The 26,998-nt window shown below is 67.1% G+C and carries 20 protein-coding genes and 6 tRNA genes; 19 read left to right on the forward strand and 7 right to left on the reverse strand.

Annotated elements, in window-relative coordinates; translation table 11 throughout:
- Nucleotides 1–19: 19 nt before the first annotated feature.
- The 12 genes from VGU65_RS06140 (at nucleotide 20) to VGU65_RS06195 (ending at nucleotide 9,726) form a co-directional block, all read left to right on the forward strand.
- Nucleotides 20–96 (forward strand) — tRNA-Arg (locus tag VGU65_RS06140).
- An 18-nt stretch (nucleotides 97–114) separates the two neighbouring features.
- Nucleotides 115–191: transfer RNA gene (locus VGU65_RS06145), tRNA-His, on the forward strand.
- A 17-nt stretch (nucleotides 192–208) separates the two neighbouring features.
- Nucleotides 209–284 (forward strand) — tRNA-Lys (locus VGU65_RS06150).
- A gap of 315 nt (nucleotides 285–599) precedes the next feature.
- Nucleotides 600–684: transfer RNA gene (locus VGU65_RS06155), tRNA-Leu, on the forward strand.
- A gap of 67 nt (nucleotides 685–751) precedes the next feature.
- Nucleotides 752–2,044, forward strand: coding sequence for a trigger factor (tig, locus tag VGU65_RS06160; RefSeq protein WP_327473838.1), 1,293 nt, complete (start codon nucleotides 752–754; stop codon nucleotides 2,042–2,044).
- Between the two features lie 66 nt (nucleotides 2,045–2,110).
- Complete coding sequence (gene clpP, locus VGU65_RS06165; RefSeq protein ID WP_245188233.1) at nucleotides 2,111–2,740, forward strand: ATP-dependent Clp endopeptidase proteolytic subunit ClpP; 630 nt, start codon at nucleotides 2,111–2,113, stop codon at nucleotides 2,738–2,740.
- Nucleotides 2,741–2,855: 115 nt separating this feature from the next.
- Complete coding sequence (clpX, locus tag VGU65_RS06170; RefSeq protein WP_327473844.1) at nucleotides 2,856–4,151, forward strand: ATP-dependent Clp protease ATP-binding subunit ClpX; 1,296 nt, start codon at nucleotides 2,856–2,858, stop codon at nucleotides 4,149–4,151.
- A gap of 293 nt (nucleotides 4,152–4,444) precedes the next feature.
- The gene (gene lon / locus VGU65_RS06175; protein WP_327473846.1) at nucleotides 4,445–6,961 is read left to right on the forward strand and encodes an endopeptidase La; all 2,517 of its coding nucleotides are present in this window, start codon (nucleotides 4,445–4,447) and stop codon (nucleotides 6,959–6,961) included.
- Between the two features lie 326 nt (nucleotides 6,962–7,287).
- The gene (hbs, locus tag VGU65_RS06180) at nucleotides 7,288–7,560 is read left to right on the forward strand and encodes a non-specific DNA-binding protein Hbs (protein WP_091336270.1); all 273 of its coding nucleotides are present in this window, start codon (nucleotides 7,288–7,290) and stop codon (nucleotides 7,558–7,560) included.
- 21 nt (nucleotides 7,561–7,581) lie between these two features.
- Nucleotides 7,582–7,656, forward strand: a tRNA-Val gene (locus tag VGU65_RS06185).
- Between the two features lie 7 nt (nucleotides 7,657–7,663).
- Nucleotides 7,664–7,740, forward strand: a tRNA-Asp gene (locus VGU65_RS06190).
- Nucleotides 7,741–7,821: 81 nt separating this feature from the next.
- Nucleotides 7,822–9,726: a SurA N-terminal domain-containing protein gene (locus VGU65_RS06195; RefSeq protein WP_327473851.1), complete on the forward strand. Its 1,905-nt coding sequence runs from the start codon at nucleotides 7,822–7,824 to the stop codon at nucleotides 9,724–9,726.
- A gap of 78 nt (nucleotides 9,727–9,804) precedes the next feature.
- Here VGU65_RS06195 and VGU65_RS06200 read toward each other — a convergent pair whose 3' ends face one another.
- Complete coding sequence (locus VGU65_RS06200; protein ID WP_327473853.1) at nucleotides 9,805–10,587, reverse strand: enoyl-ACP reductase FabI; 783 nt, start codon at nucleotides 10,585–10,587, stop codon at nucleotides 9,805–9,807.
- Nucleotides 10,588–10,797: 210 nt separating this feature from the next.
- On the opposite strand from VGU65_RS06200, the gene VGU65_RS06205 reads away from it, so the two are divergent.
- A complete protein-coding gene (locus VGU65_RS06205) occupies nucleotides 10,798–10,959 on the forward strand; it encodes a hypothetical protein (protein ID WP_327473855.1) in 162 nt (53 codons plus the stop codon).
- Nucleotides 10,960–11,256: 297 nt separating this feature from the next.
- Nucleotides 11,257–11,961 (forward strand): glutathione S-transferase N-terminal domain-containing protein, encoded by a 705-nt coding sequence (locus tag VGU65_RS06210; protein ID WP_327473857.1) that lies wholly within the window; start codon nucleotides 11,257–11,259, stop codon nucleotides 11,959–11,961.
- Here VGU65_RS06210 and VGU65_RS06215 read toward each other — a convergent pair.
- The 3 genes from VGU65_RS06215 to VGU65_RS06225 all read right to left on the reverse strand — a co-directional run bounded on the left by VGU65_RS06215 (nucleotide 11,958) and on the right by VGU65_RS06225 (nucleotide 16,126).
- Nucleotides 11,958–12,656 (reverse strand): alpha/beta hydrolase-fold protein, encoded by a 699-nt coding sequence (locus tag VGU65_RS06215; RefSeq protein ID WP_327473859.1) that lies wholly within the window; start codon nucleotides 12,654–12,656, stop codon nucleotides 11,958–11,960. The two genes, VGU65_RS06210 and VGU65_RS06215, sit on opposite strands and share 4 nt — an antisense overlap.
- A 238-nt stretch (nucleotides 12,657–12,894) precedes the next feature.
- Nucleotides 12,895–13,554 (reverse strand): DsbA family oxidoreductase, encoded by a 660-nt coding sequence (locus VGU65_RS06220; protein ID WP_327473861.1) that lies wholly within the window; start codon nucleotides 13,552–13,554, stop codon nucleotides 12,895–12,897.
- 355 nt (nucleotides 13,555–13,909) lie between these two features.
- Nucleotides 13,910–16,126: a penicillin acylase family protein gene (locus VGU65_RS06225; RefSeq protein ID WP_327473863.1), complete on the reverse strand. Its 2,217-nt coding sequence runs from the start codon at nucleotides 16,124–16,126 to the stop codon at nucleotides 13,910–13,912.
- 186 nt (nucleotides 16,127–16,312) lie between these two features.
- Between VGU65_RS06225 and VGU65_RS06230 the strand changes: the two genes are divergently transcribed.
- Nucleotides 16,313–17,137 carry an N-acetylmuramoyl-L-alanine amidase gene (locus tag VGU65_RS06230; RefSeq protein WP_414655800.1) on the forward strand — a complete coding sequence of 275 codons (825 nt, stop codon included), beginning with the start codon at nucleotides 16,313–16,315 and terminating at the stop codon, nucleotides 17,135–17,137.
- A gap of 133 nt (nucleotides 17,138–17,270) precedes the next feature.
- Nucleotides 17,271–17,699: a VOC family protein gene (locus VGU65_RS06235; RefSeq protein ID WP_327473865.1), complete on the forward strand. Its 429-nt coding sequence runs from the start codon at nucleotides 17,271–17,273 to the stop codon at nucleotides 17,697–17,699.
- A 43-nt stretch (nucleotides 17,700–17,742) separates the two neighbouring features.
- On the opposite strand, the gene VGU65_RS06240 is transcribed toward VGU65_RS06235, so the two are convergent.
- From VGU65_RS06240 to VGU65_RS06250, 3 genes are all read right to left on the reverse strand, one after another.
- Entirely contained in the window at nucleotides 17,743–18,900 is a 1,158-nt protein-coding gene (locus VGU65_RS06240) for a hypothetical protein (RefSeq protein WP_327473866.1), read from the reverse strand.
- Nucleotides 18,897–20,027 (reverse strand): carboxylate-amine ligase, encoded by a 1,131-nt coding sequence (locus VGU65_RS06245; RefSeq protein WP_327473868.1) that lies wholly within the window; start codon nucleotides 20,025–20,027, stop codon nucleotides 18,897–18,899. The genes VGU65_RS06240 and VGU65_RS06245 overlap by 4 nt, the downstream gene beginning before the upstream one ends.
- Nucleotides 20,028–20,323: 296 nt before the next feature.
- Complete coding sequence (locus VGU65_RS06250) at nucleotides 20,324–21,583, reverse strand: multidrug effflux MFS transporter (RefSeq protein ID WP_327473870.1); 1,260 nt, start codon at nucleotides 21,581–21,583, stop codon at nucleotides 20,324–20,326.
- A 104-nt stretch (nucleotides 21,584–21,687) separates the two neighbouring features.
- On the opposite strand from VGU65_RS06250, the gene VGU65_RS06255 reads away from it, so the two are divergent.
- The 3 genes from VGU65_RS06255 (at nucleotide 21,688) to VGU65_RS06265 (ending at nucleotide 26,998) form a co-directional block, all read left to right on the forward strand.
- The gene (locus tag VGU65_RS06255; RefSeq protein WP_327473871.1) at nucleotides 21,688–23,226 is read left to right on the forward strand and encodes an MFS transporter; all 1,539 of its coding nucleotides are present in this window, start codon (nucleotides 21,688–21,690) and stop codon (nucleotides 23,224–23,226) included.
- 185 nt (nucleotides 23,227–23,411) lie between these two features.
- Nucleotides 23,412–24,188 carry an iron-containing redox enzyme family protein gene (locus tag VGU65_RS06260; RefSeq protein WP_327473872.1) on the forward strand — a complete coding sequence of 259 codons (777 nt, stop codon included), beginning with the start codon at nucleotides 23,412–23,414 and terminating at the stop codon, nucleotides 24,186–24,188.
- 65 nt (nucleotides 24,189–24,253) lie between these two features.
- Entirely contained in the window at nucleotides 24,254–26,998 is a 2,745-nt protein-coding gene (locus tag VGU65_RS06265) for a putative bifunctional diguanylate cyclase/phosphodiesterase (protein WP_327473873.1), read from the forward strand.

Genomic DNA, 26,998 nt, shown 5'->3' on the forward strand with positions numbered 1-26,998 from the left:
GGCGTTATGCTTCGGACATGCGCCTGTAGCTCAACCGGATAGAGCATCGGCCTTCTAAGCCGACGGTTGCAGGTTCGATTCCTGTCGGGCGCGCCAGCTTCACACTGTTTTATGGTGGGCGTAGCTCAGCTGGTTAGAGTACCGGATTGTGATTCCGGTTGTCGTGGGTTCGAATCCCATCGTCCACCCCATTCAAAACAAGAAAAACGGGCCGTTAGCTCAGCTGGTAGAGCAGTTGACTCTTAATCAATTGGTCGTAGGTTCGAATCCTACACGGCCCACCAATACAGACAGGCGCTCGGGAAACCGGGCGCCTGTTTTCTTTCGGCCGCGCTCACATCCTGAAGAGAGAGCCAGGCTGGAGCAGGAAGATCTGCCGCCAGCCCCTGGATGTTCTCGATCGGCCGGTTTCCCGCCCTGGGAGGGGCGGGGCAAACGTTGCGCTAACGGTTGAGCGACTTCATCCAAGGGCCTGCTTGTGTTGCCCCGTCGCGCAACCGTAAAATGTGCCGCTTTGGCACAAGGGAATCATCGACTTAGCGGGCGGGCGCTGGCCGAATTCCATTTGGAATCCGACGCGTCAGCTTGGCGGGTCAGACGCGAAAGTGGCGGAACTGGTAGACGCACTGGATTTAGGTTCCAGCGGTTCACACCGTGCGGGTTCGAGTCCCGCCTTTCGCACCATCCCTCTTCGTTTTTTTGCAAAGGCAGGCGCTCGCGCCGGCCACCACGAGAGTTACCAGGAGTCGTCATGCAGTTTTCGGTTGAGAACGTCGGCAAGCTCGAGCGCAAGCTTACGGTGCGGTTCCCGGCGGAGCGATTCGAGTCGCAGGTCAGCGCGCGCATCGCCGAGATGGGCCGTACGGTGCGCCTCAAGGGCTTTCGCCCTGGCAAGGTGCCGGCTGTCGTGATCCAGCAGCGCTTCGGCTCCCAGGTGCGCGGCGAAGTGCTCTCCGACCTGATCGGCGCCACCCTGCGCGAGGCGTTCGAGAAAGAGAACCTGCGCCCTGTCGCCAACCCTTCGATCGACACCACCGGCAAGCCGGAGAATGGTGAAATCGCCTACACCGCCACCTTCGAGGTGATGCCGGAGTTCCCCGACATCGACGTGGCGTCGTTGGAGATCACCCGTCCTACCGCCGAGGTGACCGATGCCGATATCGAGAAGATGATCGAAACCCTGCGCCTGCAGCGCCGCAGCTTCGACCCGGTCGAGCGCGCCTCGGCCGAGGGCGATTTCGTCATGTTCGAATATGCCGCCACCGCCGGCGAGTACCGCTTCCCGGCCGAGGGCCTGGAGCGCGCCGGCAGCGTGCTCGGCTCGGGCACGCTGTTCAAGGCGCTGGACGAGACGCTCGCCGGCCGCACCGCCGGCGACGAGTTCGACAGCGAGATCAGCTTCCCGGAGGACTTCGGCAACCCGCAGCTGGCCGGCAAGACCGCCCAGGTCAGTTTCAAGATCGTCAAGGTGCAGGCGCCGCAGCTGCCTGAGGTGAACGAGGAGTTCGCCAAGCTGTTCGGCATCGCCGACGGCAACCTGGAAACCTTCCGCAAGGAAGTGCGCGCCAACCTCGAGCGGGAGCTCAAGGCGACCCTTATGGGTCGTCTCAAGGGCGAGGTCGCCGAGAAGCTGGCCAATGCGCATCCCGAACTGGAAGTGCCCAACATGATGGTGCAGGCCGAGGCGCGCAACCTCGCCGCCGGCAGCGTGCCGCGTGGCCAGCAGCCGCCGCCGCAGCTCGTCGAAGCGGCTGCGCCGATGGCCCGCAAGCGGGTGATCGCGGGCCTGCTTATGGGCGAGATCGCCCGCAAGCAGGAACTCAAGATCGACCGCAAGCGCGTCGCCGAGCAGTTGGCCGCCATCGCCTCGACCTACGAGGAGCCGGAGAAGGTCGTTGAACTCTACAACGCCGACCCCCAATTGATGTCTGGGCTGCAGAACCGCGTAATGGAAGACCAGGTGGCGGAGTGGGTGGCCGAGCACGCCAAGACCACCGAACAACACCTGGCTTTCGACGAGGTGATGCGCCCGGCCGGCGCCTGAGCGACACTGCCAGGCACCATCATCAGGCCCGCCTGACGGCGGGCCTCATCCGGAGAACAAGCACGCATGGCCATGGCCCCGATCCAGAACCTCAACCTGGTGCCGATCGTCGTCGAGCAGACCGCTCGCGGCGAGCGTTCCTACGACATCTACTCGCGCCTGCTGAAGGAGCGGGTGATCTTCCTGGTGGGCGAGGTCAACGACCAGGTCGCCAACGTGCTGATCGCGCAGATGCTGTTCCTGGAGTCGGAAAACCCCGACAAGGACATCCATCTGTACATCAACAGCCCCGGCGGTGCGGTCACCGCGGGCCTGGCGATCTACGACACCATGCAATTCATCAAGCCCGACGTCAGCACCATGTGCATCGGCCAGGCGTGTAGCGCCGGCTCGCTGCTGTTGATGGCAGGCGCCAAGGGCAAGCGCTTCTCGCTGCCCAACTCGCGTATCATGATCCACCAGCCTTCCGGGGGTGCGCAGGGCCAGGCTACCGACATCGAGATCCAGGCACGCGAGATCCTCTACATCCGCCAGCGCCTGAACCAGCTATACGTCGACCATACCGGCCAGCCGCTGGAGAAGATCGAGCGCGACATGGAGCGCGACCGCTTCATGAATCCGATCGAGGCCCGGGACTATGGCCTGATCGACCAAGTCCTCGACCGTCGCGGCGTCGAAACGGTCAAATCGGCCTGACCTGGTCTGGTCCAGGCCCATCCAATTCGCCAGAACGCACGCTCCGCGCAGGCCCAAGCAGGCGCGGAGCCCTGTGCTATTCTGACGGCGCAACCGAAACACAGCAGGACCTGATATGAGCGACGAGCGGCAGGGCCGTTCCAACGACAGCGGCAAGATTCTCTACTGCTCCTTCTGCGGCAAGAGCCAGCATGAAGTGCGCAAGCTGATCGCGGGTCCTTCCGTGTTCATCTGCGACGAGTGCGTAGAACTTTGCAACGACATCATCCGCGAGGAACTGGAAGAGAAGGCCGCTTCCGGGCGCAGCCATCTGCCCAAGCCCCGCGAGATCATGGAAACCCTCGACCAGTACGTGGTCGGTCAGACCCGTGCCAAGAAGGCGCTGGCGGTGGCCGTGTACAACCACTACAAGCGCATGGAGTCGCGCCAGAAGAGCGATGAGGTCGAGCTCGGCAAATCCAACATTCTCCTGATCGGTCCGACCGGGTCCGGCAAGACGTTGCTGGCCGAGACGCTGGCCCGCCTGCTCAACGTGCCATTCACCATCGCTGATGCCACCACGCTCACCGAAGCGGGTTACGTGGGCGAAGATGTCGAGAACATCATCCAGAAGCTCCTGCAGAAGTGCGACTACGATGTCGACAAGGCGCAGTCGGGTATCGTCTACATCGACGAGATCGACAAGATCTCGCGCAAGAGCGAGAACCCGTCGATCACGCGTGACGTGTCGGGCGAGGGCGTGCAGCAGGCGCTGCTCAAGCTGATCGAGGGCACGCTGGCCTCCGTGCCACCGCAGGGCGGGCGCAAGCATCCGCAGCAGGAATTCCTGCAGGTGGACACCAAAAACATCCTGTTCATCTGCGGCGGCGCCTTCGCGGGCCTGGAGAAGGTCATCCAGCAGCGCTCGGAGACCACCGGCATCGGCTTCTCGGCCGAGGTCCGCTCCAAGGAGCGCACCGAGAATCTGGGCAAGGTACTGTCCGAGGTCGAACCGTCGGACCTGGTCAAGTTCGGCCTGATTCCGGAGTTCGTGGGCCGGTTGCCCGTCGTGGCGACGCTGGACGAACTCGACGAGCCGGCGTTGGTGAAGATCCTCACCGAGCCGAAGAACGCCGTTACCAAGCAGTTCAAGCGCCTGTTCGAAATGGAGGGCGTGGAGCTGGAGTTCCGCCCGGAAGCGCTGCAGGCGATCGCCAAGAAGGCGCTCAAGCGCAAGACCGGTGCACGCGGCCTGCGCACCATCCTGGAGCAGGTGCTGCTGGACACTATGTATGAACTGCCTTCGTTGGAGCACGTCAGCAAGGTGGTGGTCGACGACGCTGTGATCGAAGGCCAGGCCGAGCCCTACCTGATCTACCGCGGAAACCTGCAGCAGCAACGTGTCGCAGGCGAGGGCGGTGGCGCTGCCTGACCGGTACGCGGTGCGTCAAAAAACAGCGGCCTCGGCAATTGCCGGGGCCGTTTGCTTTTTGGCGCAAGCAGGCAGGCGCCAGCTTCCGATGGAGCCGCCAAGAGGCAGGGCCGCACCGCGCTACCGTCCGATGCGCTTTTACCGGCCTTGGCTTGAAACCTGCAGGCTACCGACCGAGCCGCTCGACGAGTCACGCTCGACTTGAGGGCGGCGCAAGTCGGCTCCACTTGACCTACTGAAAGCCCTGGCTCAGTGTCGGGGTAAACCTTACAAATCATCGGGGACCTTTTTCGATGGCCAAACACGCCTCCGTTTCCACCACCGGCGCCACGCTGGACGCACTGCCCGTGCTGCCGTTGCGCGACGTGGTGGTCTACCCCCACATGGTCATCCCGCTGTTCGTCGGGCGCGACAAGTCGATGCGTGCCCTCGAGCATGCAATGGAGGGCGAGCGGCAGATCCTGCTGGTGGCGCAGAAGAGCCCCGATATCGATGATCCCGCGGCGGCCGACCTGCACGAAGTCGGCACCCTGGCTGGCGTGCTGCAGCTTCTCAAGCTGCCCGACGGCACCGTCAAGGTGCTGGTCGAGGGGCAGGCGCGCGTGTCCATCGAGGAGTACCGCAACGAGGGCGGCATGCTGACGGCCCGTTCGCGCGTGATCGAGCCGATCTACAGCGCGAAGGAACGGGAGCTGGACGTGATCTCGCGCACGCTCGTCTCGCTGTTCGAGCAGCTGGTCAAGCAGAGCCGCAAGCTTCCGCCGGAAGTGCTCGCGACGCTTTCAGGTATCGATGACCCGTCGCGTCTTGCCGATTCGATCGCGGCACACCTGTCCGTGCGCATGGCCGACAAGCAGAAGGTGCTGGAGACGGCGGACGTCGGCCAGCGCCTCGAGTTGCTGATCGGCCTCGTCGACGGTGAGATGGATCTGCAGCAGGTAGAGAAGCGCATCCGCGGCCGCGTCAAGTCGCAGATGGAAAAGAGCCAGCGCGAGTACTATCTCAACGAGCAGATGAAGGCGATCCAGAAGGAGCTGGGCGAAGGCGAGGACGGCGCCAACGAGATCGAGGAGCTGCAAAAGAAGATCGACAACGCCGGCATGCCCAAGCCGGTGCTGGCCAAGGCCAAGCAGGAGTTTTCCAAGCTCAAGCAGATGTCGCCGATGTCCGCAGAGGCCACCGTCGTGCGCAACTACCTCGACTGGCTGATCGGCGTGCCATGGAAGTCCAAGACCAAGGTGCGCAAGGACCTGGCCATGGCCCAGCAGGTGCTCGATGCCGACCACTTCGGCCTGGAGAGGGTCAAGGACCGCATCCTCGAATACCTCGCAGTGCAGCAGCGCGTGAACACCATGAAGGGCCCGATCCTGTGCCTGGTCGGACCACCCGGTGTGGGCAAGACCTCGCTCGGCCAGTCGATCGCCAAGGCGACCAACCGCAAGTTCGTCCGCATGAGCCTGGGCGGCGTGCGTGACGAAGCGGAGATTCGCGGCCACCGGCGCACCTATATCGGTTCCATGCCCGGCCGCATCGTGCAGAACCTCAACAAGGTCGGCACGCGCAATCCGCTGTTCGTACTCGACGAGATCGACAAGATGTCGATGGATTTCCGCGGCGATCCGTCTTCGGCTCTGCTGGAGGTGCTCGACCCTGAACAGAACCATACCTTCAACGACCACTACCTCGAAGTCGACCTCGATCTTTCCGAGGTGATGTGGATCGCCACCGCCAATTCGCTCAATATCCCCGGTCCATTGCTCGACCGCATGGAAGTGATCCGCGTACCCGGCTACACCGAGGACGAAAAGCTGGCGATCGCGCAGCGCTACCTTCTGCCCAAGCAGCTGAAGGCCAATGGCCTCAAGCTGGAAGAACTGAGCATCGACCCGGAGGCGGTGCGCGACATAGTTCGCTACTACACGCGTGAATCGGGCGTGCGCAACCTCGAGCGCGAGATCGCCAAGATCTGCCGCAAGGTCGTCAAGGAGATCACGCTGGGCCAGGTCAAGCAGGCCAAGGCCAAGCCCGCGGCAAAGGCCGTCGCCAAGGCGACCGTCAAGGCGAAGAAGAAGACGGCGGCCACGCAGGTCACCGTCACCACGGAAAATATCGAGCACTACCTGGGCGTGCGCCGTTTCGACTTTGGTCGCAAGGAGCAGGAGAACGAGGTCGGACTCGTGACCGGGCTGGCGTGGACTTCAGTCGGAGGCGACCTGCTCAGCATCGAGGCCTCGGTGGTGCAGGGCAAGGGACGGCTGGTGCACACCGGCCAGCTCGGCGACGTCATGAAGGAGTCGATCCAGGCCGCCATGTCGGTCGTGCGCGCACGTGCGGACCAGCTGGGCATCGATCCCGACTTCTACCAGAACCTCGACGTGCACATCCACGTGCCAGAAGGCGCCACCCCCAAGGATGGTCCGAGTGCGGGCATCGCCATGTGCACGGCGCTGGTGTCGGTGCTGACCAAGGTGCCGGTGCGTTCGGAAGTGGCAATGACCGGCGAGATCACGTTGCGTGGTCGCGTGCTGCCCATCGGCGGCCTCAAGGAGAAGCTGCTCGCGGCACACCGCGGCGGCATCACCACCGTGATCATCCCCGAAGAGAACAAGAAGGACCTGGCCGACATCCCCGCCAACGTCACCTCTTCGCTGGACATCCACGCGGTGCGCTGGATCGACGAGGTGCTCGACATTGCGTTGGAACACCCGTTGCGCCCGGCCAAGCCTGCGGTCGAGACGGCCACCGAGGAACATGCGCCGGTCGAGCCGGTAGCCGAGGAAACGGCTGAGAACCGCACCCGCGCGCACTGATACGCAAGGGATTTTTCTCTACCAGGCCGCCCGCTCCGGGCGGCCTGGTCACGTTCACCCAGGCATGCGTCCAAGGGCCTGCGCCGTAGCGGTTATGGCGGCGGTTTGCAAGTGATTGCAGTTGGCCCCAAACCGCCGGAACCCTTGGTATTGCTTGTATTGCGGACGGCCGTGACGCGCTGGTATAAAGACGGCACCGCAGTCAAAGCGCCGTGCACATGGCGTAGCGATGCGGGGTTGCGGGGGGTTCGGTCATACCGATTAATGACAGTCCTCTCGTCCCAGACCGATCACGCGGGCAGCAAACCGTTTAAGGGAGTGTCTCAATGAATAAAACCGATCTGATCAATGCCATCGCCGAAAAGGCCGAGCTGACCAAGGCCGATGCCGGCCGCGCCATCGAAGCCTTCTTCGAGACCGTGCAGAAGGCCCTGAAGAAGGGCGACGACGTCTCGGTCGTCGGCTTTGGCACCTTCACCGTGCGCAAGCGCGCGGCTCGTACCGGTCGCAACCCGCGCACCAACGAGACGATCAAGATCAAGGCTTCCAAGGTGCCGGCGTTCAAGGCTGGCAAGACGCTCAAGGATGCCCTAAACTGAGCGGCTAGTTCGCTCGGTTTCGGGTGCTTAGCTCAGCGGTAGAGCGTCGCCCTTACAAGGCGAGGGTCGTAGGTTCGATCCCTACAGCACCCACCAGAATCGCGGAGTGGTAGTTCAGTCGGTTAGAATGCTGGCCTGTCACGCCGGAGGTCGCGGGTTCGAGTCCCGTCCACTCCGCCAGTAGTTCCAAGGGCGCCCGCGTGGCGCCCTTGTCATTTATGCTTTGCCTCTTGCAAAGCGGGAACAAGCGGGAATCCACATATGCTGCAGTCGTTGAGAGACAAGATGCACGGCTGGCCGTCCATCGTCGTGCTGGGCGTGGCGGTGTTCGCCATGTCCTTCTTCGGCATCGAGGGCTACTTCACTTCCCGCACCGAGACTTTCGTGGCCAAGGTCGGCAAGCAGGAGATCAGCCAGCAGGATTTCCAGAACCGTCTGAACGAACTGCGTCAACAGGGCAGTGCGCAGATGGGCGACCAGTTCGATCCGAGCGTGTACGAACAGCCGGCGATGAAGGAACGCGTGCTCGATGCAATGGTCGACCAGCAGTTGCTGCTCAAGGCCAACAGCGACCTGGGCATGCGCGTGTCCGACGGCGCGCTGCGCGAGGCGATCGCCTCGATCCCTGCGTTCCAGGTGAACGGCCAGTTCGATCCGGCGACCTACCGTGCCGTGCTAGCCGGCGAGCGCAAGACGCCTGCGATGTTCGAGGACGAGATCCGCTCCTCATTGGCGATCCGTCTCTTGCCTGATGCGCTGTCGGCCAGCACGATCGTCACCGATGGGGAAATCGATCGCTTCCTGAAGCTGCGCATGCAGCGGCGCGATCTGCGCTACGTGATGCTGCCGCGCCCGGCACTGACCGACAGCGCGGTCACCGACGCGCAGATCCAGGCCTACTACAAGCAGCACCAGGGTGAGTTCATGGCGCCCGAGCAGGTCGCCATTCAGTACGTAGAGGTCAATGCAGCCGACCTCAAGCCAGACGCCGCGCCCAGCGACGAAGACCTGCACAAGCGCTACGAGGACGAGAAGCAGCGCTTCGTGCAGCCCGAGCAGCGGCTTGTTTCCCACATCCTGGTCGACGTGCCGAAGAACGCCACGCCGGAGCAGCAGAAGGCTGCCCTGGCCAAGGCCCAGAAGATCGCCGCCGAGGCCACTCCGCAGAACTTCGCCAAGCTGGCCGAGCAGGATTCGGCGGACCTGGGCTCCCGCCGCCAGGGTGGCGACCTGGGCTGGCTGGAAAAGGGCGTGACCAACAAGGCCTTCGACGACGCCTTGTTCACGCTGCAGAAAGGCCAGATTTCCAAGCCGGTGCTGTCCGACGAGGGCTACCACATCCTGTGGCTCCGCGACGTCCGCAGCGGCCAGGCCAAGCCCTTCGAGGAAGTGCGGGGCCAACTCGAGCAGGAGGCGCTCGCCGCCGAGCGCGAGCGCAAGTACAACGACATCGCCGGCAAGCTGGCCGACAAGAGCTACCAGAACCCCTCCTCGCTGGAGCCGGCGGCGCAGGCCCTGGGTCTTCAGGTCAAGGATTCGGGATTGTTCACGCGCGATGGCGGCAAGGGCATCGCAGCCGACCCCAAGGTGGTCAAGGCCGCGTTTTCCGATGACGTGCTCGTGCAGGGCAACAACTCCAGCCTGATCGACCTGGGCAACGACCACTCGGTGGTGATCCACGTCGGCAAGCACGTGCCCGCGGCGGTGCGTCCGCTGGCCGAAGTACAGGACGCGATCAAGAAGGACATCCTGGACCAGCGCGTCGCCGCCGCCGCCGGCAAGCGGGCGGACGATCTGCTTGCACGCTTGCGCAAGGGCGAACCGATGGACACGGTGGCGGCGTCGGCCGGTGCCGCCGTGCAAAGCGTGCCAGAGGCCGTGCGCGTGCAGGAAGGGCTGCCTGAGCAACTGCGCGACGAGGCCTTCCTGCTGCCGCACCCGCAGGACGGCAAGCCGCAGTTCGCCGCGGTGGCGCTGCCCGAGGGCGCCTATGCGCTGCTCGCGGTGGACAAGGTGCAGGACGGCGACCTCTCGAAGGTGACTGCCGACCAGCGCAAGATGCTTCGCCAGAGCATGGTCGCGGCGTATGGCAGCGTCGTCACCCAGGGTTTCATCGAAGCGCTGAGGGCGAAGACCGAGATCAAGATCGCCAGGGACCGGATGTAGTTTGCAGGGAGCTCACCGGTCTAGCGCAGAAAAAAAAGGCGGCCGAGCGGCCGCCTTTTTTTTCCCGGATGGGCCGGCTCAGATGCCTGTCATGCCCAAGATGTTGTAGCCCGCGTCCACGTAAGTGATCTCGCCGGTGATGCCCGAAGCCAAGTCCGAGCACAGGAAGGCGCCGACGTTGCCGACCTCGTCGATGGTGACGCTGCGGCGCAGCGGCGCGTTCTCGTCCACGTGGTCGAGCATCTTGCGGAAGTTAGCGATGCCGGCGGCCGCCAGGGTCTTGATCGGGCCCGCCGAGATGGCGTTCACGCGCGTGCCCTCGGGCCCCAGGTTGAAGGCCAGGTAGCGCACGTTCGCTTCCAGGCTGGCCTTGGCCAGGCCCATCACGTTGTAGTTGTTGAGCGCGCGCTCGGCGCCGAGGTAAGTGAGGGTGAGGATGGAGCCGCCGCGGCCGGCCATCATCGGACGGCCCGCCTTGGCCAGCGCCGCCAGGCTGTAGCTGGAGATGTCGTGCGCGATGGCGAAGTTCTCGCGCGTGAGGTTGTCCAGGTACTGGCCCTGCAGCGCCTCGCGCGGGGCGAAGCCCACCGAGTGCACCAGGATGTCGAAGCCGTCCCAGTGCTTGCCGAGCTCGGCGTACATCTGCTCGATCTGGCCGTCCTCGGCCACGTCGCAGGGCAGCACGATGTTGGAGCCGAACGCATTGGCTGCCTCGTCGACGCGGTCCTTCAGCCGCTCGTTCTGATAGGTGAAGGCCAGTTGCGCGCCCTCACGATGCATCGCGTTGGCAATGCCCCAGGCGATCGAGCGCTGGCTGGCGATGCCGACGATCAGGGCACGCTTGCCGTGCAGGAATCCCATGCGTCCTCCAAAAGGTTGATGGCGCGCCTGATGGCGCAGCCGGGGGATTTTAGCAGGCACACCACCCTTGCCCCCAAGCCTTGCGTAGGAAGCCCGAGCGAACGCTGCCGTGACGAAGACCTGCCGTGCCGGATCGGCCGCGTGGCATAGACCTGACGCCAGGTAGCTTGCCTATATTCCGCCTGGTGCCTGGCTCGGCCCGCGAAGCGTATGCATATCGCCAGCCAGCGGCCGTTGGCCGCCATCGCCCTGGCCGCCGCCGCGCCGCTCGTGCTGGCGATCGTCGAGGTATTCCATCCGCATCCGCACGGCCTGTTCGAGCTGGACGTCCGATGCGCTGCCGTTCGGGGCGTGACCGCCCGCCGCGGCTAGTCTTGGCCTCAACATCTTCAAGGCGCATTCGTCGCGCTGCTGCATGGAGAGGCGGGGGCGGCGCGTGCAGGTGCCATGACCCCAAGGGTGCTGCCCGGCACTCCGATTGACCGGCATCAGAGCCCGCCATCCGGCTCGGAGCAATATAGGGTGGTCGCTGGCGACGTGCGCGGTTGCCCAGCCCGCGAGGGAAGACCTACTGCCGGTCGTCCGGTACGTCTGTCGAACGCCGTGGCCGTTGCGAAGGCGTGGGCCAGCCCCAATGTCCGCCGGGATACCTGGCCCAAGGAGCCCGACGTGCCTGACCTGTCCGCCTTCCCGATCACCGCGCGCTGGCCGGCCCGGCATCCGGAACGTATCCAGCTCTATTCGCTCAACACCCCCAATGGAGTGAAGGTGTCGATCATGCTGGAGGAAACCGGGTTGCCGTACGAGCCGCACCTGGTCGACATCATGCGCGACGAGAACAAGACGGCCGAGTTCCTTTCGCTCAACCCCAACGGCAAGATCCCCGCCATCATCGACCCGGACGGTCCGGGTGGCGAACCCATCGGAATGTTCGAATCCGGCGCCATCCTGCTCTACCTCGCCGAAAAGAGCGGGATGTTCCTCTCGACCGCTCCGGCGCTGCGCTGGGAGACCATCCAGTGGCTGTTCTTCCAGATGGCATCGATCGGCCCGATATTCGGCCAGGTGGGCTTCTTCCACAAATTCGGCGGCCGCGAATACGAAGACAAGCGCCCGCTCAGGCGGTACGTGGACGAATCCCGCCGCCTGCTCGGCGTGCTGGAGGCGCGGCTGGACGAACGGCCCTGGCTGATGGGCGAGGATTACAGCATCGCCGACATCGCCACCTTGGGCTGGGTGCGCAACCTGGTGGATTTCTACGGGGCGCGCGACCTGGTCCATTTCGACGAACTCATCAACGTGCCGGTGTGGCTGGAACGCGGACTGGCGCGGCCGGCCGTGCAACGTGGCTTGCAGGTCCCGGGACGCGGCTAGCGGTCCGGCGGGGCTGCGCCGTTGCGCACGGCTGGCGATGCTGGCTGCGGCACCGCCGGCTGTGCGGTTCCGGCGCGCTCCAGCAGCATGCTCAACGCGGGCTTCCACAGCGTCCAGTTGTGATGGCCGGGCAGCCGCGATACATGGCCAGGTGGCAGCTGTGCAGCCAGCAGGCCGATGCGGTCACGGAAGCGTTCCTTGTCGCCGTAGGCCAGCCACACCGATCGGGTGCGTGACGGACGATCGGACCAGCGCTGGATGTAGCGCCATAGTTCGCGCTGGTAGTTTTCGGGCGTAAGCGTCCGTTCGGGCCCCGGTTGCCAGCGGCCGAGGCCGCCGGCGGCCTGGATCTCGCGATAGAGCGGCCTGTCACCCAGGTAGGGCGAGATCAGCAGCAGGCCATCGATCTGGCCCGGATATGCCCGGTCGTACATCAGCGCCCCCAGGCCGCCGAGCGAGATGCCCGCCAGCCAGACCTGATCGTAGCGTCGCGCATGGGCCGGCAGGAGGATCTCGTCGTGCAGGCGCTGTACCGCGAGCCCCTGCCGGTAGAAGGGCATGGTGAGGCCGGTGAGCACGACGTCGGCGTCGGGCCACTGGTTGCGGATCATCTGTGCGACATCGCGGCGGACCAGCGAATCCATGTCATCGCCACGCCCGGGAAGCATCACCACCAGCCGGTGGGCCGGTTGCACGGACGCAACGAACCGTGTGGGGACCGGCCTCGTGACGTCGCCTCCCGTGCTGCACGCCGCCAGCAGCAGGGCGGCGAGCGAGTGGAGCAGGGCGGACGGTCGCAGGCGCATGCATGGGGCCGGAGTGGAGTCGGCGCGATTGTGCGCCTGCCGGCATGAAGACGCCGCACTCAGCGTCGCCGAGCCCACAGGCCCGGCCACCGGATGGCTGCCTCGACCGCCCGTCCTGGGTGGGGTCTCAGGCTGGCGTCGCCGCAGCGATCTCCCGCAGAGCCTGCTCGAACACCTCCGGAGGCTGCCCGCCGGGGATCAGGTGCGTGCCATTGACGATCGTTGCAGGCACGGAGCGGATGCCGCGCTGCTGGAAGAATGCTTCCTGCGCGCGTACCTCCTCGGCATAGACGCCGCTTTCCAACACACGTCGAGCCTCGACGTGGTCGAGTCCCGCTTCGCCTGCCAGCCGCGCCAGCACCTCGTGCGACGCCACGTCCTCGCCGTCGGTGAAATACGCACGCAGCAGCGCCTTCTTCAGCGCCAGGTGGCGGTCTTGCAGTTCCGCCCAGTGCAGCAGCCGGTGTGCGTCGAACGTGTTGTAGATGCGGCTGCCCACGCCCATGTTGAAGGCAAAGCCCAGTGCCGCTGCCCGCTCGCGGATCACCGCGCGATTGGCCGCGACTTGGTCCATGTCGATGCCGTATTTGTGCATGAGATGCTCGGTCGCATCCTCGCCCGCATTGGACAGCTGCGGATTGAGCTCGAACGGCTGCAGGTGGATCTTCGCCTGCACGGTGCCGCCCAGGCGGTCGAGCGCCTGCTCCAGCGCGGCCAGTCCGATCGCGCACCAGGGGCAGGACACGTCGGAGACGAAATCGATGCGGAGCGCGGCGGGCGCGTTCATGGGCACTCCTGAGCCGGGGTCATTGCCACATGATGGAGGCGGCGGCCGGCATCTCAATCGTGCAGGGCAATGGCCGTGGCAAGGTGCGGATAGAGCTGCTCGCTGCGCCATGTCGGCGGAAGCATCGCGTTCCGGTTCGTCCGCCCGCCCTGCTAGTCGTCGCGGTTGCCTGCCTGGGCGCGCCAGTACAGGCCCAGGCCCGCGGCCGAACGCGTCCAGGACATCAGTGCTGAGTCGCGTAAGGGCGCGTGCGCTATGCCCCAGCGATGCGCGTCGAGGCTGCGGAAGGGACGGCCGGCCTGCGTTGGCGGGGAGCACCCGCAGGAGCGGCTCGCTCCTGCGGGCCAGCGAGGAATCACTGGCCGGGGTGGTAGACCTTCTCGGTATGTCCCTGCAACTGCTCGGGCCAGAAATACACCTCGCGCAGGTTGCCGGTGGTGTAGCGCTCGGCCTCGTCGTTGAAGTGCGGCGAGTCCGGATGGCCGCTTTCGCCCCCGGCGGTGATCGCACGCGCGCTCACCTTGGGCCCGAATTCGACCACAGCCACGAAGCTGTTGCCGCTGGTGCCGTAGTAGCGCTTGGTGCCGGGCCAGCGGTGCGCGCCGAAGGAGGCCAGCGAGCCCCAGCGCGAGGAGGTGAAGGGCACCGGGATGCTCGGCTTGCCGTCGTCGAAAGGCTGCACCAGGTCCCCGTTGATGCGCTGGAAGCGGTTGATCTCGCCCCATGGCACGCCCCAGTGGCCGAAGTCTTTTTCCAATCGGTCGACGGCTTCGACCAGTGCATGCAGGCGCGCCTTCGAGCCGGCCTTCTCGGCCATGGCGTCGTAGATCGACAGGCCTTCGGCGGTATCCGCCTTGCTCACCTCGTCCCAAAGCGTGTCGCCCCAGAACACCGCAAGCGAGGTCGGCATCGAGGCGATGCCCCAGCGGTAATCCCAGTGGCGCAGCATGGCGATGGGGCCGGCGAGCTTCGTTTTCAGCGGATCGTTCGCGGCCAGCGCGTCGTAGTCCGCCGCCAGGATCGGGATCTGCCGCGCGAAGGCCGGCAGGTAGGAGTCGAACGCCGCGTCGATCAGCGATGCGCGGGTGAAGTCCTTCTTGCCGGTGAGCACGCGGATGGCGTGCAGCCCGCGCGGGTTCTCGCCGAAGGTGTCCATGTAGCGAGGATAGTCGGCCTTCTTCGGGCTGTCCTTGCCGGCGGCGGAGTAGGGCCAGTTGTTGGTGTTGTAGACCCAGCCGTTGGCGGGGTTGAGCACGTGGGGCGCCTGGTCCAGCGGTGTCAGGCCCTGCCAGTCGGTGGCCGGGTCGGAACCGTCGACAGGCTTGGTGTAGTCGAAGCGATCGTCGCGCTTGGGGATGAACTGCGGGTGCAGGTAGGCGATCTCGCCCTTGTCGTCGGCGAACAGCGTGTTGTTGGAGGAGTTCGCCTTCAGCTCGGCCACTTTCATGTAGCTGGCGTAGTCGCTCGCCTTGGTGCGCAGCCAGCTCTGCTCCAGCGCCGGGATCGGCTTGTTCATCAGCGCGACGGCGACCCACTTGGGTTGGCGCGGGCTGTCATGAATCTCGCGTACGATCGGGCCGTGGTGGGTGAAGTAGGCAGTGAAGCTGCGTTTGGCCATCAAGCCGTCCGCGGCGCGGTAGTCGATGGTGATCTGCCGCTCGGTCACCGGCCGCAGTTCCTTGCCATAGCGGTAGTAGGGCTTGCCGTCCTTGCGCTCGATGGTCTCGGCGAACTCGTCCACCACGTCGGCGCCAGTGGAGGTGTGCATCCAGCCGATGTGGTGGTTGAAGCCCTGGTAGACGAAGAACTGGCCCCAGGTGACCGCGCCGTAGGCATCCAGCCCGGCGTCGGAGGTCATCTGCAGTTCGGAGCGGAAGAAGAACGAGGTGTGCGGATTGATCAGCAGCAGCGCGTGGCCGTCGGCAGTGAGCTTGGGCGCGATCGCGATGCCGTTGGAGCCGGTCGGCTCCACCCAGCTCGGGTGCGCCTGGGCCATCGCCACCGGCGCCACCGCGTCGCCCGGCTTGCCGTAGAAGGCCTGCAGCTGCTCGAGCGAAACCCGCTCGATGTCGCCGCCGATGCTGCCTTCGGTAAAACTCAAGGCCATCCACGGCTCGAAGCGGGTGATCACGCGCGGGTGCACGTCCGGGTGCGTGGCCAGGTAGTAGTTGAGGCCGTCGGCCCAGGCGTCCAACAGCGATTTCAGCCACGAGGGGCTCTGCGCGTAGAGCTTCTTCAGCTGCGCCGGATCGATGAACAACTGCTGGCGCAGGTCCGACCAGATCGCCTTTTCGCCCTCGGTCTCGGCCAGCCGGCCCAGCGAATTGAGATAGTTGGTCTCGACCCGGTTGAAGTCGTCCTCGGCCTGCGCGTAGACCATGCCGAACACGGCGTCGGCGTCGGTCTTGCCGTGTACGTGGGCTATACCGAAGTCGTCGCGGGTGATCGTCACGGCCTGCGCCTCCTGCTTCCAGCGCGCCTGCTCCGGGGTGGCCGCCTGGACCGTGCCCAGCAGGCCAAAAGCAAGCAGCGTGGCGATCGGCAGTGCACGGCGGAAAGAGGTGGCAGGCATCGTGTTGGCTCCCCTTCGAGTTGGCTGGCGCTACGGCGCCCGGCATCGCGGGCAACCATAGCAGGCGTGGCGCCGGGCCATAGTCGAAGCCGTGCACGCGGGCGCGTGGCGCATGCACGACCATCCGCCCTTGACGCACCCCCGCGGCTGCGGCAGGTTCGACGCTTTCCACCGCGAGGGGTCGCCGTGTTCCCGTTCCGCCTCCAGCGTGCGGCTGCCCACCGCACGGGTCGACTTCTTCTGCTGGCGCTGGCCTTCGCCGGATTGACCGCATGCGGCCCGGTACGCAATCCGATCGCTCGCTGGGTGCCATCGCCCAACTACGATCAACGCCGGCCGGTGGCCATCGTGATCCACTTCACCGACCAGCATTCGGTGCAGGAGAGCCTCGATACCCTGCGCACTGCCAACAGTGGCGGTCCGGTGAGCGCGCATTACCTGGTAGGAAGCGACGGGGCCATCTACCAGCTGGTGGCCGACAGCGATCGCGCCTGGCAGGCCGGTCCCGGGCGCTGGGGCACGATCACCGACCTCAATTCCGCCTCGATCGGCATCGAGCTGGACAACGACGGCCACTCGCCGTTCGCGCGGGCGCAGATCGACAGCCTGCTGCGGCTCCTGGCCGACCTCACCACGCGCCTGCATATCCCGCCCACGCAGATCATCGGACACGAGGACCTCGCGCCCGGCCGCAAGGACGATCCCGGCCCGCTGTTCCCCTGGCAGCGCCTGGCCGACGCCGGCTACGGTCTGTGGCCGCGCGGGCCGCTGGTCGACCCGCCGCCCGGCTTCGACCCGTGGATGGCGCTGGCGCTGGTCGGCTATCCGCTGGACGACCGCGCCGCCGCGGTGCGCTCCTTCCACCACCATTTCCGCGGCATGGAAGGCGACACGCTGGACGTGCAGGACCTGCGCATGCTGTATGCGCTGGTCTGCCAGCTGACCGGCACGCCGGCGAACCCGGCGGTAGGCCGGGCCGGCGCCGGCACGCAAGCGCAACCGCGTCCCTGAGGCCGGTTGCTCGCGGACAGGCGGCCTGGCCGTTGCAAAGCATCGGCGCGGCTGTCGATCCGCCGACGTCCCGTTCGTCATGATCGTGGAAGCCCGCGAGGCTCCGCCTTCCCCACATGACGAGGTCATTCCCATGCAGGTTCAGCCTTATCTGTTCTTCGACGGCCGCTGCGAAGAGGCAGTCGCGTTCTATCGCCAGGCGCTCGGTGCGCAGGTGGTGATGCTCATGCACTACAGCGATGCGCCCGCGGGCGACGCCGGCTGCCCGGGGGGGACCCCGCCGCCGGCGGACAAGGTCATGCACGCCTGCCTGCAGATCGGCCAGACGCAGGTGATGGCTTCGGACGGCTTTGCGGCTGGACACCCGGAGTTCAAGGGCGTGTCACTTTCCGTCACCGCCGACGATGATGCACAGGCGCGGCAGCTGTTCGATGCGCTGGCCGAAGGTGGCCAGGTGCAGCAACCGCTGGGCCCGAGCTTCTTCGCCTCAAGCTTCGGCATGGTGGCCGATCGTTTCGGCGTGTCGTGGATGGTGGTCGCGGGAACGCAAGGCCAGGGTTGAGCGTGGCACGAGCCCTCCCCCGACCGGAGGGCTCCAGCCGCCGTCAATCGTTCGTCTCCTCGAAGTACAACAGCGTCATCCCTTCGCCCGGACGCGTGTCTCGTCCCGTCAGCGTGGCGATACCGTTGTTGGAAAGCCTGAGTATCCATGCCATCACCCACGGCGGCTGCCCGTCACGCAGGCCGAGCATGCAGCGCAGTTCGCCGAACAGCGGCTGCCCGGTGACCGGATGCTGGCCGATGGGCAGCTGGCGGAAGCGGTTCTGCACGATCCACCGGCGCGGAGTCGGCAAGGCCTCCAGGTCCTCCGGCGTGGGTGCCAGCAGCAAACCGCTGCCGGAATGGCCGCCGACCGACTTGGCCACCCAGCGGCCCGCATCGGCATAGCCGCCCGCGCGCAGCGGGCTTTCCTCGATCCAATGGCAGGCCTCGTGGGGTGCCAGAGGCAGGCTGGCCAAGGTGCCCTTGTGGATGCCCTCGTACCAGGCCGGATGGCTGTGCCAGCCGACCCTGTCAGCGGCACGCAGCACCGATTCGGCGCGGCGGCGGTCGAGGGCGTCCAGGTCGTCCAGGATCAGGCGGTTCCAGACGTGGCCGTAGCGGCGCCGGCTGACCGGGCAGCAAAGCTCGCCCTGCATCGGCACCAGGTCGCGCCAGTCGTGCACGTCGACCTGCCACCAGTGCCGCGCGGCGTCCAGGTCCGGCCAGGTCGCGCGGCGGCGCGGCTGGTCCTCGATCAGCACCGTGTCCGCCCGCGGCGCCACCCAGTGGCGCATGTGCTCGACCCAGCCGGCGCCGGGTGGCAGGGCATCGTGCGGCAGCCAATGGAGCGCCAACCCGTGCAGGCGGCGTTGCGCCAGGTGCAGGGTATGGAATGTCGGCAGCATCGAGGTGAACGCCTGGATCTCCACCCAGGCCAGCTCGAAGGGCTGTCGCGGATGCTCGACGAAGGCCAGGTCCAGCGCCAGCACGTCCGCGCGCGCGCCGGACCAGCCTGCGCGCGAGGGATGCAGATGCGGGCCGAGCGCACGTACCAGCCGTGCGATCTTTTCCTTGAGCGCCTGGCGCAGGGCCGCGTTGCCGATGGCGTAGTGGTCCGACATCATCGAGAGCGGCAGGTGCGGCGCATCGACTGCGGCCAAAGCGAGCGCGAGCCGGTCGGCGCCCAGGACGTCCAGACGGATGGATGGCTGCATGTTCATGCCCAGCCCTCCGCATGCGCGAGTGCAGGCAGCTCGTCTTCAGCCTGGTCGACCATCCACCGCAGCGTGGCGGTCCAGTCCGCATCGCGGGTCGCCCGCGCGCGTAGCGCATCGGCGTAGCTGCCCTCGTCCAGGGCGTTGGCCAGGCGGCGTTCCCAGTGCGCGCTTTCGGCGTGGCTGGTGGCGCATCGCGCCAGGCGCCGCCACCAGCGCTCGAAGTGCGCCGCGGTGCTGCAGACCTCGTCGCGATCCCATTCGATCCATTGCGCGGCCAGTCCGTAGCGGCGGGCGCGCCACTTGTTCTCGTCGATGCAGGCGCGCTCCCATACCAGTCCCTGGCGGCCCTCGCGCAGCTCCTGCTCCAGCGTCTGCGCCTCCCACCTGAGCAGGGTGGCGATCAACCCGATGCGCTCCAGGTGCGGGTGGGCATCCATGATGCGCACCTCCAGCGTGCCGTAGCGGTGGTGCAGGCGCAGGTCCTGCCACAGGCCCTGCTCGGGATGGATGCAGCCGACCCGGCGCAGGCGTTCGACGTGGGCCTGGTAATGCCGCTCGCTGGTCCAGACGTCGGGCGTGCCCATGCGCGGGTAGCGATCGAGCAGGCTGTGTCGCCAGGAATGCAGGCCTGTGTCGCGGCCCTCGAGGAACGGCGAGCTGGCCGACAACGCCAGCACCTCCGGCAATACGTGGCGCAGGCGGTTCATGATCGCCATGCGCGGCGCGCCGTCGGAAAAGCCCAGGTGCAGATGCATGCCGAAGCTGAAGGCGGCGCGCGCCACGTCCTGATATTCGGTGATCAGCCGTTGGTAATGCGGATAATCCGGCCCCTCGTGCATCGGCTGCTGCTGCCATCGTGCGGTCGGGTGGAGGCCGGCGATCAGGATGCGCTGTCCCTGCGCCGCCGCCTTGCGTCGCGCCACCGCGCGTACCGCGCGCAATGCGTCCACGAGTTCGTCGACATCGCGGCAGACGCGGGTCTTCAGTTCGATGACGCAGCGGTGGATCTCCTTGTCGAGCAGGCCCTCCGGCGTGGCGTATTCGGCCAGGCCGGAGCCCAGGTCATGCGTGACGAGCCGGCCGTGCTCGTCGACCACTTGCACTTCTTCTTCGATACCCAGCGTGATCATGGCAACCCCCTTGCGTTCGTGGAGTGCAGATCAGACCACCGTTGCCTTGCCGCCGGACGGTTGCTTCCGCGTCGCCCGTGCTGGTGCCGTGTGCCTTGGCCTGGTACGGATGCGCCGCGGCGCGGCGCATCTGCCTGTGCAGGCACCCCTGTGTCGGCCGGACGAGGGCGGCGTTGCTCTCGCACCAGGAGCTTCTTGCCGACCACGGCGGTCACGCGGACCTGGGCGCTTGCGCACACGGCTGTTGGAGGAGGGGCGGAGGGCGCCGCGTCAGTACCCCGGCACGCCTGAGCGGCTCAGCCGGACCGCTCACGCACCAGGTAGAAGGCGAACGCCAGCACCGCCGCGCCGGTCAGGGCCAGGAACACTAGCGGGATGTCCAGCACCGAGCCGCGGTGCAACAGGCTCATCGCCACCGTGCCCAGCGCGGCCACGCCCATCCGCACGAAGCCGAGCAGTGAGGCGGCGTTGCCGGCGGTGCGGCGAAACGGCGCCATCGCCCTGGCCGTAGTCACGGGCAGGAGCAACCCCACGCCGCAGAAGCACACGCAGATCGGCAGCAGGAACATGGCCAGGCTGCCGTGCGCGCCCAGCCGCAGCGCTACCGCCAGCAGGACGAGCGAGCCGGCGAGGAGCAGGGCCAGGCCACCAGCTACGATCAGGCCGTGAGCGACCCGCCGCGTCAGCATCACGCAGAGCCAGGCCCCGGCGACGAAGGCCACCAGGATCGAGGCGGCGACGATCGCGAACGCGCCGCTGCCTTCTCCCAGCAGGTTGATCACCAGGTCCGGCGCGCCGATCAATGCGGTATAGACCACGCCGACCGCGCAACCGCCCAGCAACGTGAACAGCAGGAAGCGCGGGGTGCCCAGGATGCGCCGCCAGGTGCGCCAGAGGTGGCGTGGCCGGGTCGCCCGGCGGTCCGGGTGCAGGTGGGTTTCCGGCAGCCAGCGCCACACCGCGTACCACAGCAGGGCAGCCAGCGCGGCAAGCACCGCGAAGTTCGCGCGCCAGTCCAGTTCCCGCGCCAGGTAGGCGCCTGCGACCGGGCCGATCGCAGGCGCCAGCGCGAAGGCGGCGTTCAACTTGGCATAGATGCGCTGGCGCCGGTCGGCGGGAAAGGCGTCGCGCACTGCGGCGTCCGCCACCACGCCGCCGGCACTGGCACCCAGGCCCTGCACCAGCCGGCTGCCGAGCAACGGCCAGATCCCAAAGCTCACCAGTGCAAGCAGGAAGCCGGCGATGAGCAGAGCGGTGCCGCCGAGCATGACCGGGCGCCGCCCGTAGCGGTCGGCCAGCGGCCCGTAGCCGAGCTGGCTGACTGCCGAGCCGGCCAGGTAGAAGGTCATCGTCAGCTGCACGGTGCCGTAGTCGGCCTGCAGCGAGTGCGCGATGGCCGGCATGGCCGGCGTGTACTCGGTATCGCCGAAGGGTGCCAGCGCCATCATGAAGACCAACAGCGCCAACGCCGGCTGCGGCGCGCGCGCGCGCGTAGCCAGCGTCCTTGACGCGCTGTTGGCAGCGCAGGTGCCGGAATCGGCTCGCAGGAAAGACATGCGGCGGCCTCGCGCAGGCTGGGTCGCCACGATTGACGGTCGCCCGAGAATGTTTCGTGAGGCGCGCGGCGGCACCATGCCGACCGCCATGCACAGGACCCGCCATGGACTCCCCGCACACCGATGCCCACGCGGCTGCCCGGATGGGCTGGTGGCGTCGCCGGCTGCGCCGGAACATCGAGCGCCCGCTGGAGAAACTGGCCGGCGGTCCGGCGCGGCTGAAGGTGATCGCGCTGCTGGCCTGCGTGTTGGCGCTGGACTCGGCGGACAAGGCGACCGTCGGCGCCGTGGCCACCCAGATCGAAGCGGGGCTTCGCGTGGGCAACCTCCAGATCGGCTGGCTGGTGACCGCTTCGACCGCGGTGGCCGCGGTGACGACCTTGCCATTCGGCGCGCTGGTCGACCGCGTGCCGCGCGTGCGCCTGCTGGCCATTGCGCTGGTGGCCTGGTCGATGACCATGCTGGTGAGCGGCGTGGCGGATTCCTACCTGATGCTGCTGCTCAGCCGGCTGGCGCTGGGCGTGGTTGCCGCGGTGGCCTCCCCGGCGGTGACTTCGTTGACCGGCGACTTCTTCCGGCCGGGTGAGCGCGGCCGGATCTTCGGCTACGTGCTGGCGGGCGAGCTGGCAGGGGTGGCGCTGGGCTTCCTGGTCTGCGGCAACGTGGCGGCCTGGTTGTCCTGGCGCGCCTCGTTCTGGGTGCTCGCGGCGTTGGGGATCGCGCTTGCGCTGGTGCTGTGGCGCTCCCTGCCGGAGCCGGCGCGGGGAGGACAGAGCCGTATCCCGGTGGGCGCACGCCGGCTGCCTTCAGAGGATGAGCGCGGACGGGGAGGAACGGACGAGCCGACCGGCAGTGGAGCGCTTCGCCGGGTCATCCGCTGGCGCGGGGTGCGCCCACGCCACGCCCTGATGAGCATGAACCCGGCCAGCGCCTCGTTGTGGCATGCGGTGCGCTACGTGCTGGCGGTGCCTACCTACCGCACGCTGATCGCCGCCTCGGCGCTCGGTTATTTCTACTTCACCGGCCTGCGTACCTTCGCCATCGTGTACCTGCGCGGGCGCTTCGCCCTGGGCCAGACAGGGGCGAGCAGCCTGGCGGTGCTGCTCGGTCTGGGCGCCATCGGCGGCGTGCTACTGGCCGGACGGCTGGGCGACCGGCTGATCGACCGCGGCCGGCTAACCGGGCGTGTGCTGGTGGCGGCGACCGCGTACCTGACTGCGGCGGCCGCCTTCCTGCCTGCCCTGTGGCTTGGCTCCTTGTGGCTGGCCGGGCCGTTCTTCTTCCTCGCCGCGGCGGGCCTGGGAGGCGCCAACCCAGCGGTGGATGCGGCGAGGCTGGACGTGATGCCTTCGGCCCTGTGGGGACGCGCCGAGGGCGTGCGGGCGACTTTCCGCTTCGCGCTGGAGGCGATCGCGCCGCCGCTGTTCGGTTACGTTTCCGCGCGCTTTGCCAGTGACGTCGGTACCGCGGGCGCCTCCGCAGCGGCGGCGCGCGCGGGGGCGGCGGGGCTGGGCGATACCTTTCTTGCGATGCTTGCGCCGCTCGCCCTCGCCGGCCTGCTGCTGCTCGTGCGCAGCCGCCGCACCTACGCGCGCGACGTGGCCTCCGCACTTGCCGCCGAGCGACGTACCCGGCGCGGCTAGGGCCGCCGCCCCGAAACCGGTGCTCCTGGGGAGCCTGCCGGGCGCAGCCGGCAGGCACGCGCATATTCGCCCCGCATGAGACAGCCTGTTGGACCATGGATGTCTCCGGCGCGCTGCGGGCCGGGGACGCGGGCGCATCTTCTTGGGCCCGTTCGATGCGCAGCGAACCCAAAGAGGAGAATGCAATGAACCATCGATTCGAACGCACCGGCCCGTTGACCGAACTGGGCAGTTACCCGCAATGGGCCCAGGACATGGTGGACGCCTGCGAGGCGACCCGGCAGGGCGTGATCCGGCACGAGCTGTGGGACCTGATGCGCGAGCTTCGGCTCGACCGTCAGGGCACGCGCGACTTCATGGTCGGCATCTGGCCGTTGATCGAGCGCTTCCCCGCCTACATGGCGCGCAACCTGCTCAAGACACAGTACGGGCGCAGCCCGGGCGACAACCTCGCGCGCCGCTGGCTGGTGCGCAACATCCGCGTGGAGCAGAACCATGCCGACTATTGGCTCAACTGGGCGCAGGGCGCCGGGGTGGCGCGCGAGGACGTGCTCTACGGCGAGCGCGCCCAGGGCACCCAGGCGCTGGCCGACTGGTGCGAGGAGGTCAGCCGGCACGACAGCCTCGCGGCCGGCATCATCGCGACCAACTACGCGGTGGAGGGCGCCACCGGGGAGTGGTCGCGGCTGATCTACGACAGCGCCAGCTACGCCCAGAGCCTGCCGGCGCACACGCGGGCGCAGAGCCTGCGCTGGCTGCAGCTCCACGCCGCCTACGACGACACCCATCCCTGGGAGGCACTGGAGATCGTGTGTACCCTCAAGGGAACCGCGCCGGCTGCCGATGAGGTGGATCACCTCATCGAATGCATCAAGCGCAGCTACGTGGGCATGCGCATCCTGGCGGACCGCTGCGTTGGCCGGGCTCAGGTTTACGGAACCGTGAACGAGGCGGCTGCTTGATAGGCCCCAAACGTGCAACGTAGCCCCGTAGAATTGCATCGGTCAGCCAAAGGACAAGGGACGCAATGCCTGCTGCCGTGCCCAGCCCGCACTCACTGCCACGGCGCTTGCTGCCATTGGCCTATGGGTTGGCAGCCGTCATCGGGCTGATCCTGGTGTTCATCTGGGGCGCGTTGCAGATCCAGGTCGCTCTCGCCGGCTTTCTCAACGGCGAGAGCATCTGGTCCAAAGCTCAGAAGCAGGCGGTGATCGATCTGAGGGTCTATGCCGCCAGCGGCGACCCGGCCGACCTGGCCGGCTTCCGCCGCAACTACGAGATCCTGCGCACCGACCGCTGGATCCGCGATGCGATTGCCGCCGGCCACTACGATCGAGAGGAGGTCGCCACGGCGCTCGAGCGGGTCGACACGATGCCTGCGGCGGTTCTCGGCGTGATCTTCATGCTGGACCACTTCGCCACCGCGCCGTACATGCGCCAGGCGCTGGCCGCGTGGCGCTCGACCGACGCACAGGTAGCCGAACTCGACGCGATCGCCGGCCAGCTGCAGGCCGGCCATGCGCGCGGCCCCATGGACCCGGCCGAAATCGGCCGGCAGCAGGCGCGGATACGGGCGTTGAACGACCTCATCGAGCCTCGCGCGCTGGTGTTCTCGTTGGAGATCGCCCGCGGCGCCAGCCGGATGGGGCGGGTGCTGTTCGGCACCATCTTCGCCGCCGCCTGCCTGGCCTCCTTGTTGTGGCTGCGCATGGCCCGCCGCATCCTGGCCGGCATCCGCGGCACGGAGGAACGCTACCGCCTGCTGTTCGACCGTGCGCCCGATGCCATCGTGATGGTGGACGAGCAGGGTGGCCGGATCCTGGACGTCAACGACAAGGCTCGCGAATGGATCGGCCGATCCGCGCGCGAACTCATCGGCACGCCGTTCGCGACCTTGTTCGAAGGCGGGGCACCCCATGCCGAGGGCGTCACCCACGGCTTTCTGCGTGGCCGTGAGGGCGATGCCCGCCCGGTCGAGACGCAGAGCAGTCTGGTCAGCTGGCGTAAGCGCGCGGTGCGCCAAGCGATCGTCCGCGACATTTCCGAACGGCTGAGCCTCGAGCAGGAACGGCGCATCGCCGCCGAGGCCCTGGGCAGCATCGCCGAAGGCGTGATCATCGCCGACGCCGAACGGCGCGTGGTTTCGGTCAACGCCGCGCACATGGCCATCACTGGCCTGTCGCTGCAGGAGGTGCAGGGCCGGCGTTTCGACGAATTGCGTTGCCTGCCCGACCACTCGCCGCTGCCGCCCTCGGTGTGGGACACCCTGCGCAACGGCGGCAACTGGCTGGGCGAAGTGCACAGCCAGCGCGCCGACGGCAGCGTCTATCCGGAATTGCTGAGCATCAGCGTAATCCGGGACGCCCAGGACCGCGTGCAGCACTACGTGGCGGTGTTCACCAACATCAGCACCACCAAGACCAACCAGCGGCGACTGGAGCATTTGGCCACGCACGACCCGCTGACCGGGCTGGCCAATCGCGCCGAGTTCGAGCGCCGCTGCGCGCTGGCCATTGCGGCGGCCGATCGTGAGCATGGCGCGGTCGCGGTACTGTTCATCGACCTGGACGCCTTCAAGGTCGTCAACGACAGCTACAGCCACGCCATCGGCGACCGCCTGCTGGTGCACGTGGCCGAGCGGATCACCCGCGGACTGGGCGAACACGACGTGGCGGGCCGCATCGGCGGCGACGAGTTCACCGTGCTGATCGGCAGGCTGGTCTCGCGCGAGCAGGCCGGCGTACTTGCGCAGCGCCTGCTGGCATTGCTGGGCGAGCCGATGAAAGTGGGCGAGTATGAAGTGGCATTGAGCGCGAGCATCGGCATCGCCGGCTATCCGCTGGACGGCGCCGAGCCGGTCACGCTGATCGCCAACGCCGATGCCGCCATGTACGCGGCCAAGACGCAGGAGCGCAACACCTACCGCTTCTACTCGCCGATGATGCAGGCCGATGCGCGCAAGCGACTCGCGCTTGCCGCCGAGCTGCGCCAGGCCCTGGCGCGAGGCGAATTCCGGCTGGTCTACCAGCCGAGCGTGGACATGCGCAGCGGGCGCGTGGTTGCGGTTGAGGCGCTGCTGCGCTGGCGCCATCCGGCGCGCGGGGAAATCTCCCCCGGCGAGTTCATCCCGATGGCCGAGAAGCTGGGCTTGATCCGCCACGTCGACGATTGGGTGCTGCAGGCCGTCGCGCGGCAGATGCACCGCTGGGACGAGGAGAACCTGCCGCCGATCCGCGTGGCGGTGAACATCTCGGCCGGTTCCTATGGCGCGCCGCATTTCGTCGAGGACGTGCGCCGCCGCCTGGTGGCCGAGCGCGTCGCCCCGCAGCGGCTGCTGCTGGAGATCACCGAAGGGGCCATTTTGCGCCTGGGCGACGAGATGGAGCGCACCATGAACGCGCTGCACGCGCTTGGCGTGGGGGTCGCCATCGACGACTTCGGCACCGGTTATTCCTCGATGTCGTACCTCAAGCTGCCGGCGATCGCCTTCCTCAAGATCGACAAGAGCTTCATCGATGGCCTGCCGGGCAGCTCGCATGACGCGGCGATCGTCGAGGCCATGCTGGCCCTGTCCAAGCGGCTGGGCCTGTGCGCCATCGCCGAGGGCATCGAGACCGAGGCTCAACACGAGTTCCTGCTGCGCGCCGGCTGCACCGAGGGCCAGGGCTACCTCTACGCCCGCGCATTGGAGGTGCCGGAGATCGAGCGCATGCTCCGCCCCGGCCAGCGTTCCGGCGGCCCGAAGCTGCGGCTGGTGCCGCCGACGCGCTGA

Origin of the sequence: Frateuria sp., from assembly GCF_035943815.1 — a bacterium.
GTDB lineage: Bacteria > Pseudomonadota > Gammaproteobacteria > Xanthomonadales > Rhodanobacteraceae > Frateuria_A.

Excerpts from the sequence above, each read along its gene's own strand:
- tig (WP_327473838.1), top strand. The coding sequence starts at position 752 with ATGCAGTTTTCGGTTGAGAACGTCGGCAAGCTCGAGCGCAAGCTTACG.
- lon (WP_327473846.1), top strand. The coding sequence starts at position 4,445 with ATGGCCAAACACGCCTCCGTTTCCACCACCGGCGCCACGCTGGACGCA.
- VGU65_RS06205 (WP_327473855.1), top strand. The coding sequence starts at position 10,798 with ATGCATATCGCCAGCCAGCGGCCGTTGGCCGCCATCGCCCTGGCCGCC.
- VGU65_RS06235 (WP_327473865.1), top strand. The coding sequence starts at position 17,271 with ATGCAGGTTCAGCCTTATCTGTTCTTCGACGGCCGCTGCGAAGAGGCA.
- VGU65_RS06220 (WP_327473861.1), bottom strand. The coding sequence starts at position 13,554 with ATGAACGCGCCCGCCGCGCTCCGCATCGATTTCGTCTCCGACGTGTCC.
- VGU65_RS06260 (WP_327473872.1), top strand. The coding sequence starts at position 23,412 with ATGAACCATCGATTCGAACGCACCGGCCCGTTGACCGAACTGGGCAGT.
- clpX (WP_327473844.1), top strand. The coding sequence starts at position 2,856 with ATGAGCGACGAGCGGCAGGGCCGTTCCAACGACAGCGGCAAGATTCTC.
- hbs (WP_091336270.1), top strand. The coding sequence starts at position 7,288 with ATGAATAAAACCGATCTGATCAATGCCATCGCCGAAAAGGCCGAGCTG.
- VGU65_RS06240 (WP_327473866.1), bottom strand. The coding sequence starts at position 18,900 with ATGAACATGCAGCCATCCATCCGTCTGGACGTCCTGGGCGCCGACCGG.
- VGU65_RS06225 (WP_327473863.1), bottom strand. The coding sequence starts at position 16,126 with ATGCCTGCCACCTCTTTCCGCCGTGCACTGCCGATCGCCACGCTGCTT.
- VGU65_RS06250 (WP_327473870.1), bottom strand. The coding sequence starts at position 21,583 with ATGTCTTTCCTGCGAGCCGATTCCGGCACCTGCGCTGCCAACAGCGCG.
- VGU65_RS06245 (WP_327473868.1), bottom strand. The coding sequence starts at position 20,027 with ATGATCACGCTGGGTATCGAAGAAGAAGTGCAAGTGGTCGACGAGCAC.
- VGU65_RS06255 (WP_327473871.1), top strand. The coding sequence starts at position 21,688 with ATGGACTCCCCGCACACCGATGCCCACGCGGCTGCCCGGATGGGCTGG.
- VGU65_RS06195 (WP_327473851.1), top strand. The coding sequence starts at position 7,822 with ATGCTGCAGTCGTTGAGAGACAAGATGCACGGCTGGCCGTCCATCGTC.
- clpP (WP_245188233.1), top strand. The coding sequence starts at position 2,111 with ATGGCCATGGCCCCGATCCAGAACCTCAACCTGGTGCCGATCGTCGTC.
- VGU65_RS06200 (WP_327473853.1), bottom strand. The coding sequence starts at position 10,587 with ATGGGATTCCTGCACGGCAAGCGTGCCCTGATCGTCGGCATCGCCAGC.
- VGU65_RS06265 (WP_327473873.1), top strand. The coding sequence starts at position 24,254 with ATGCCTGCTGCCGTGCCCAGCCCGCACTCACTGCCACGGCGCTTGCTG.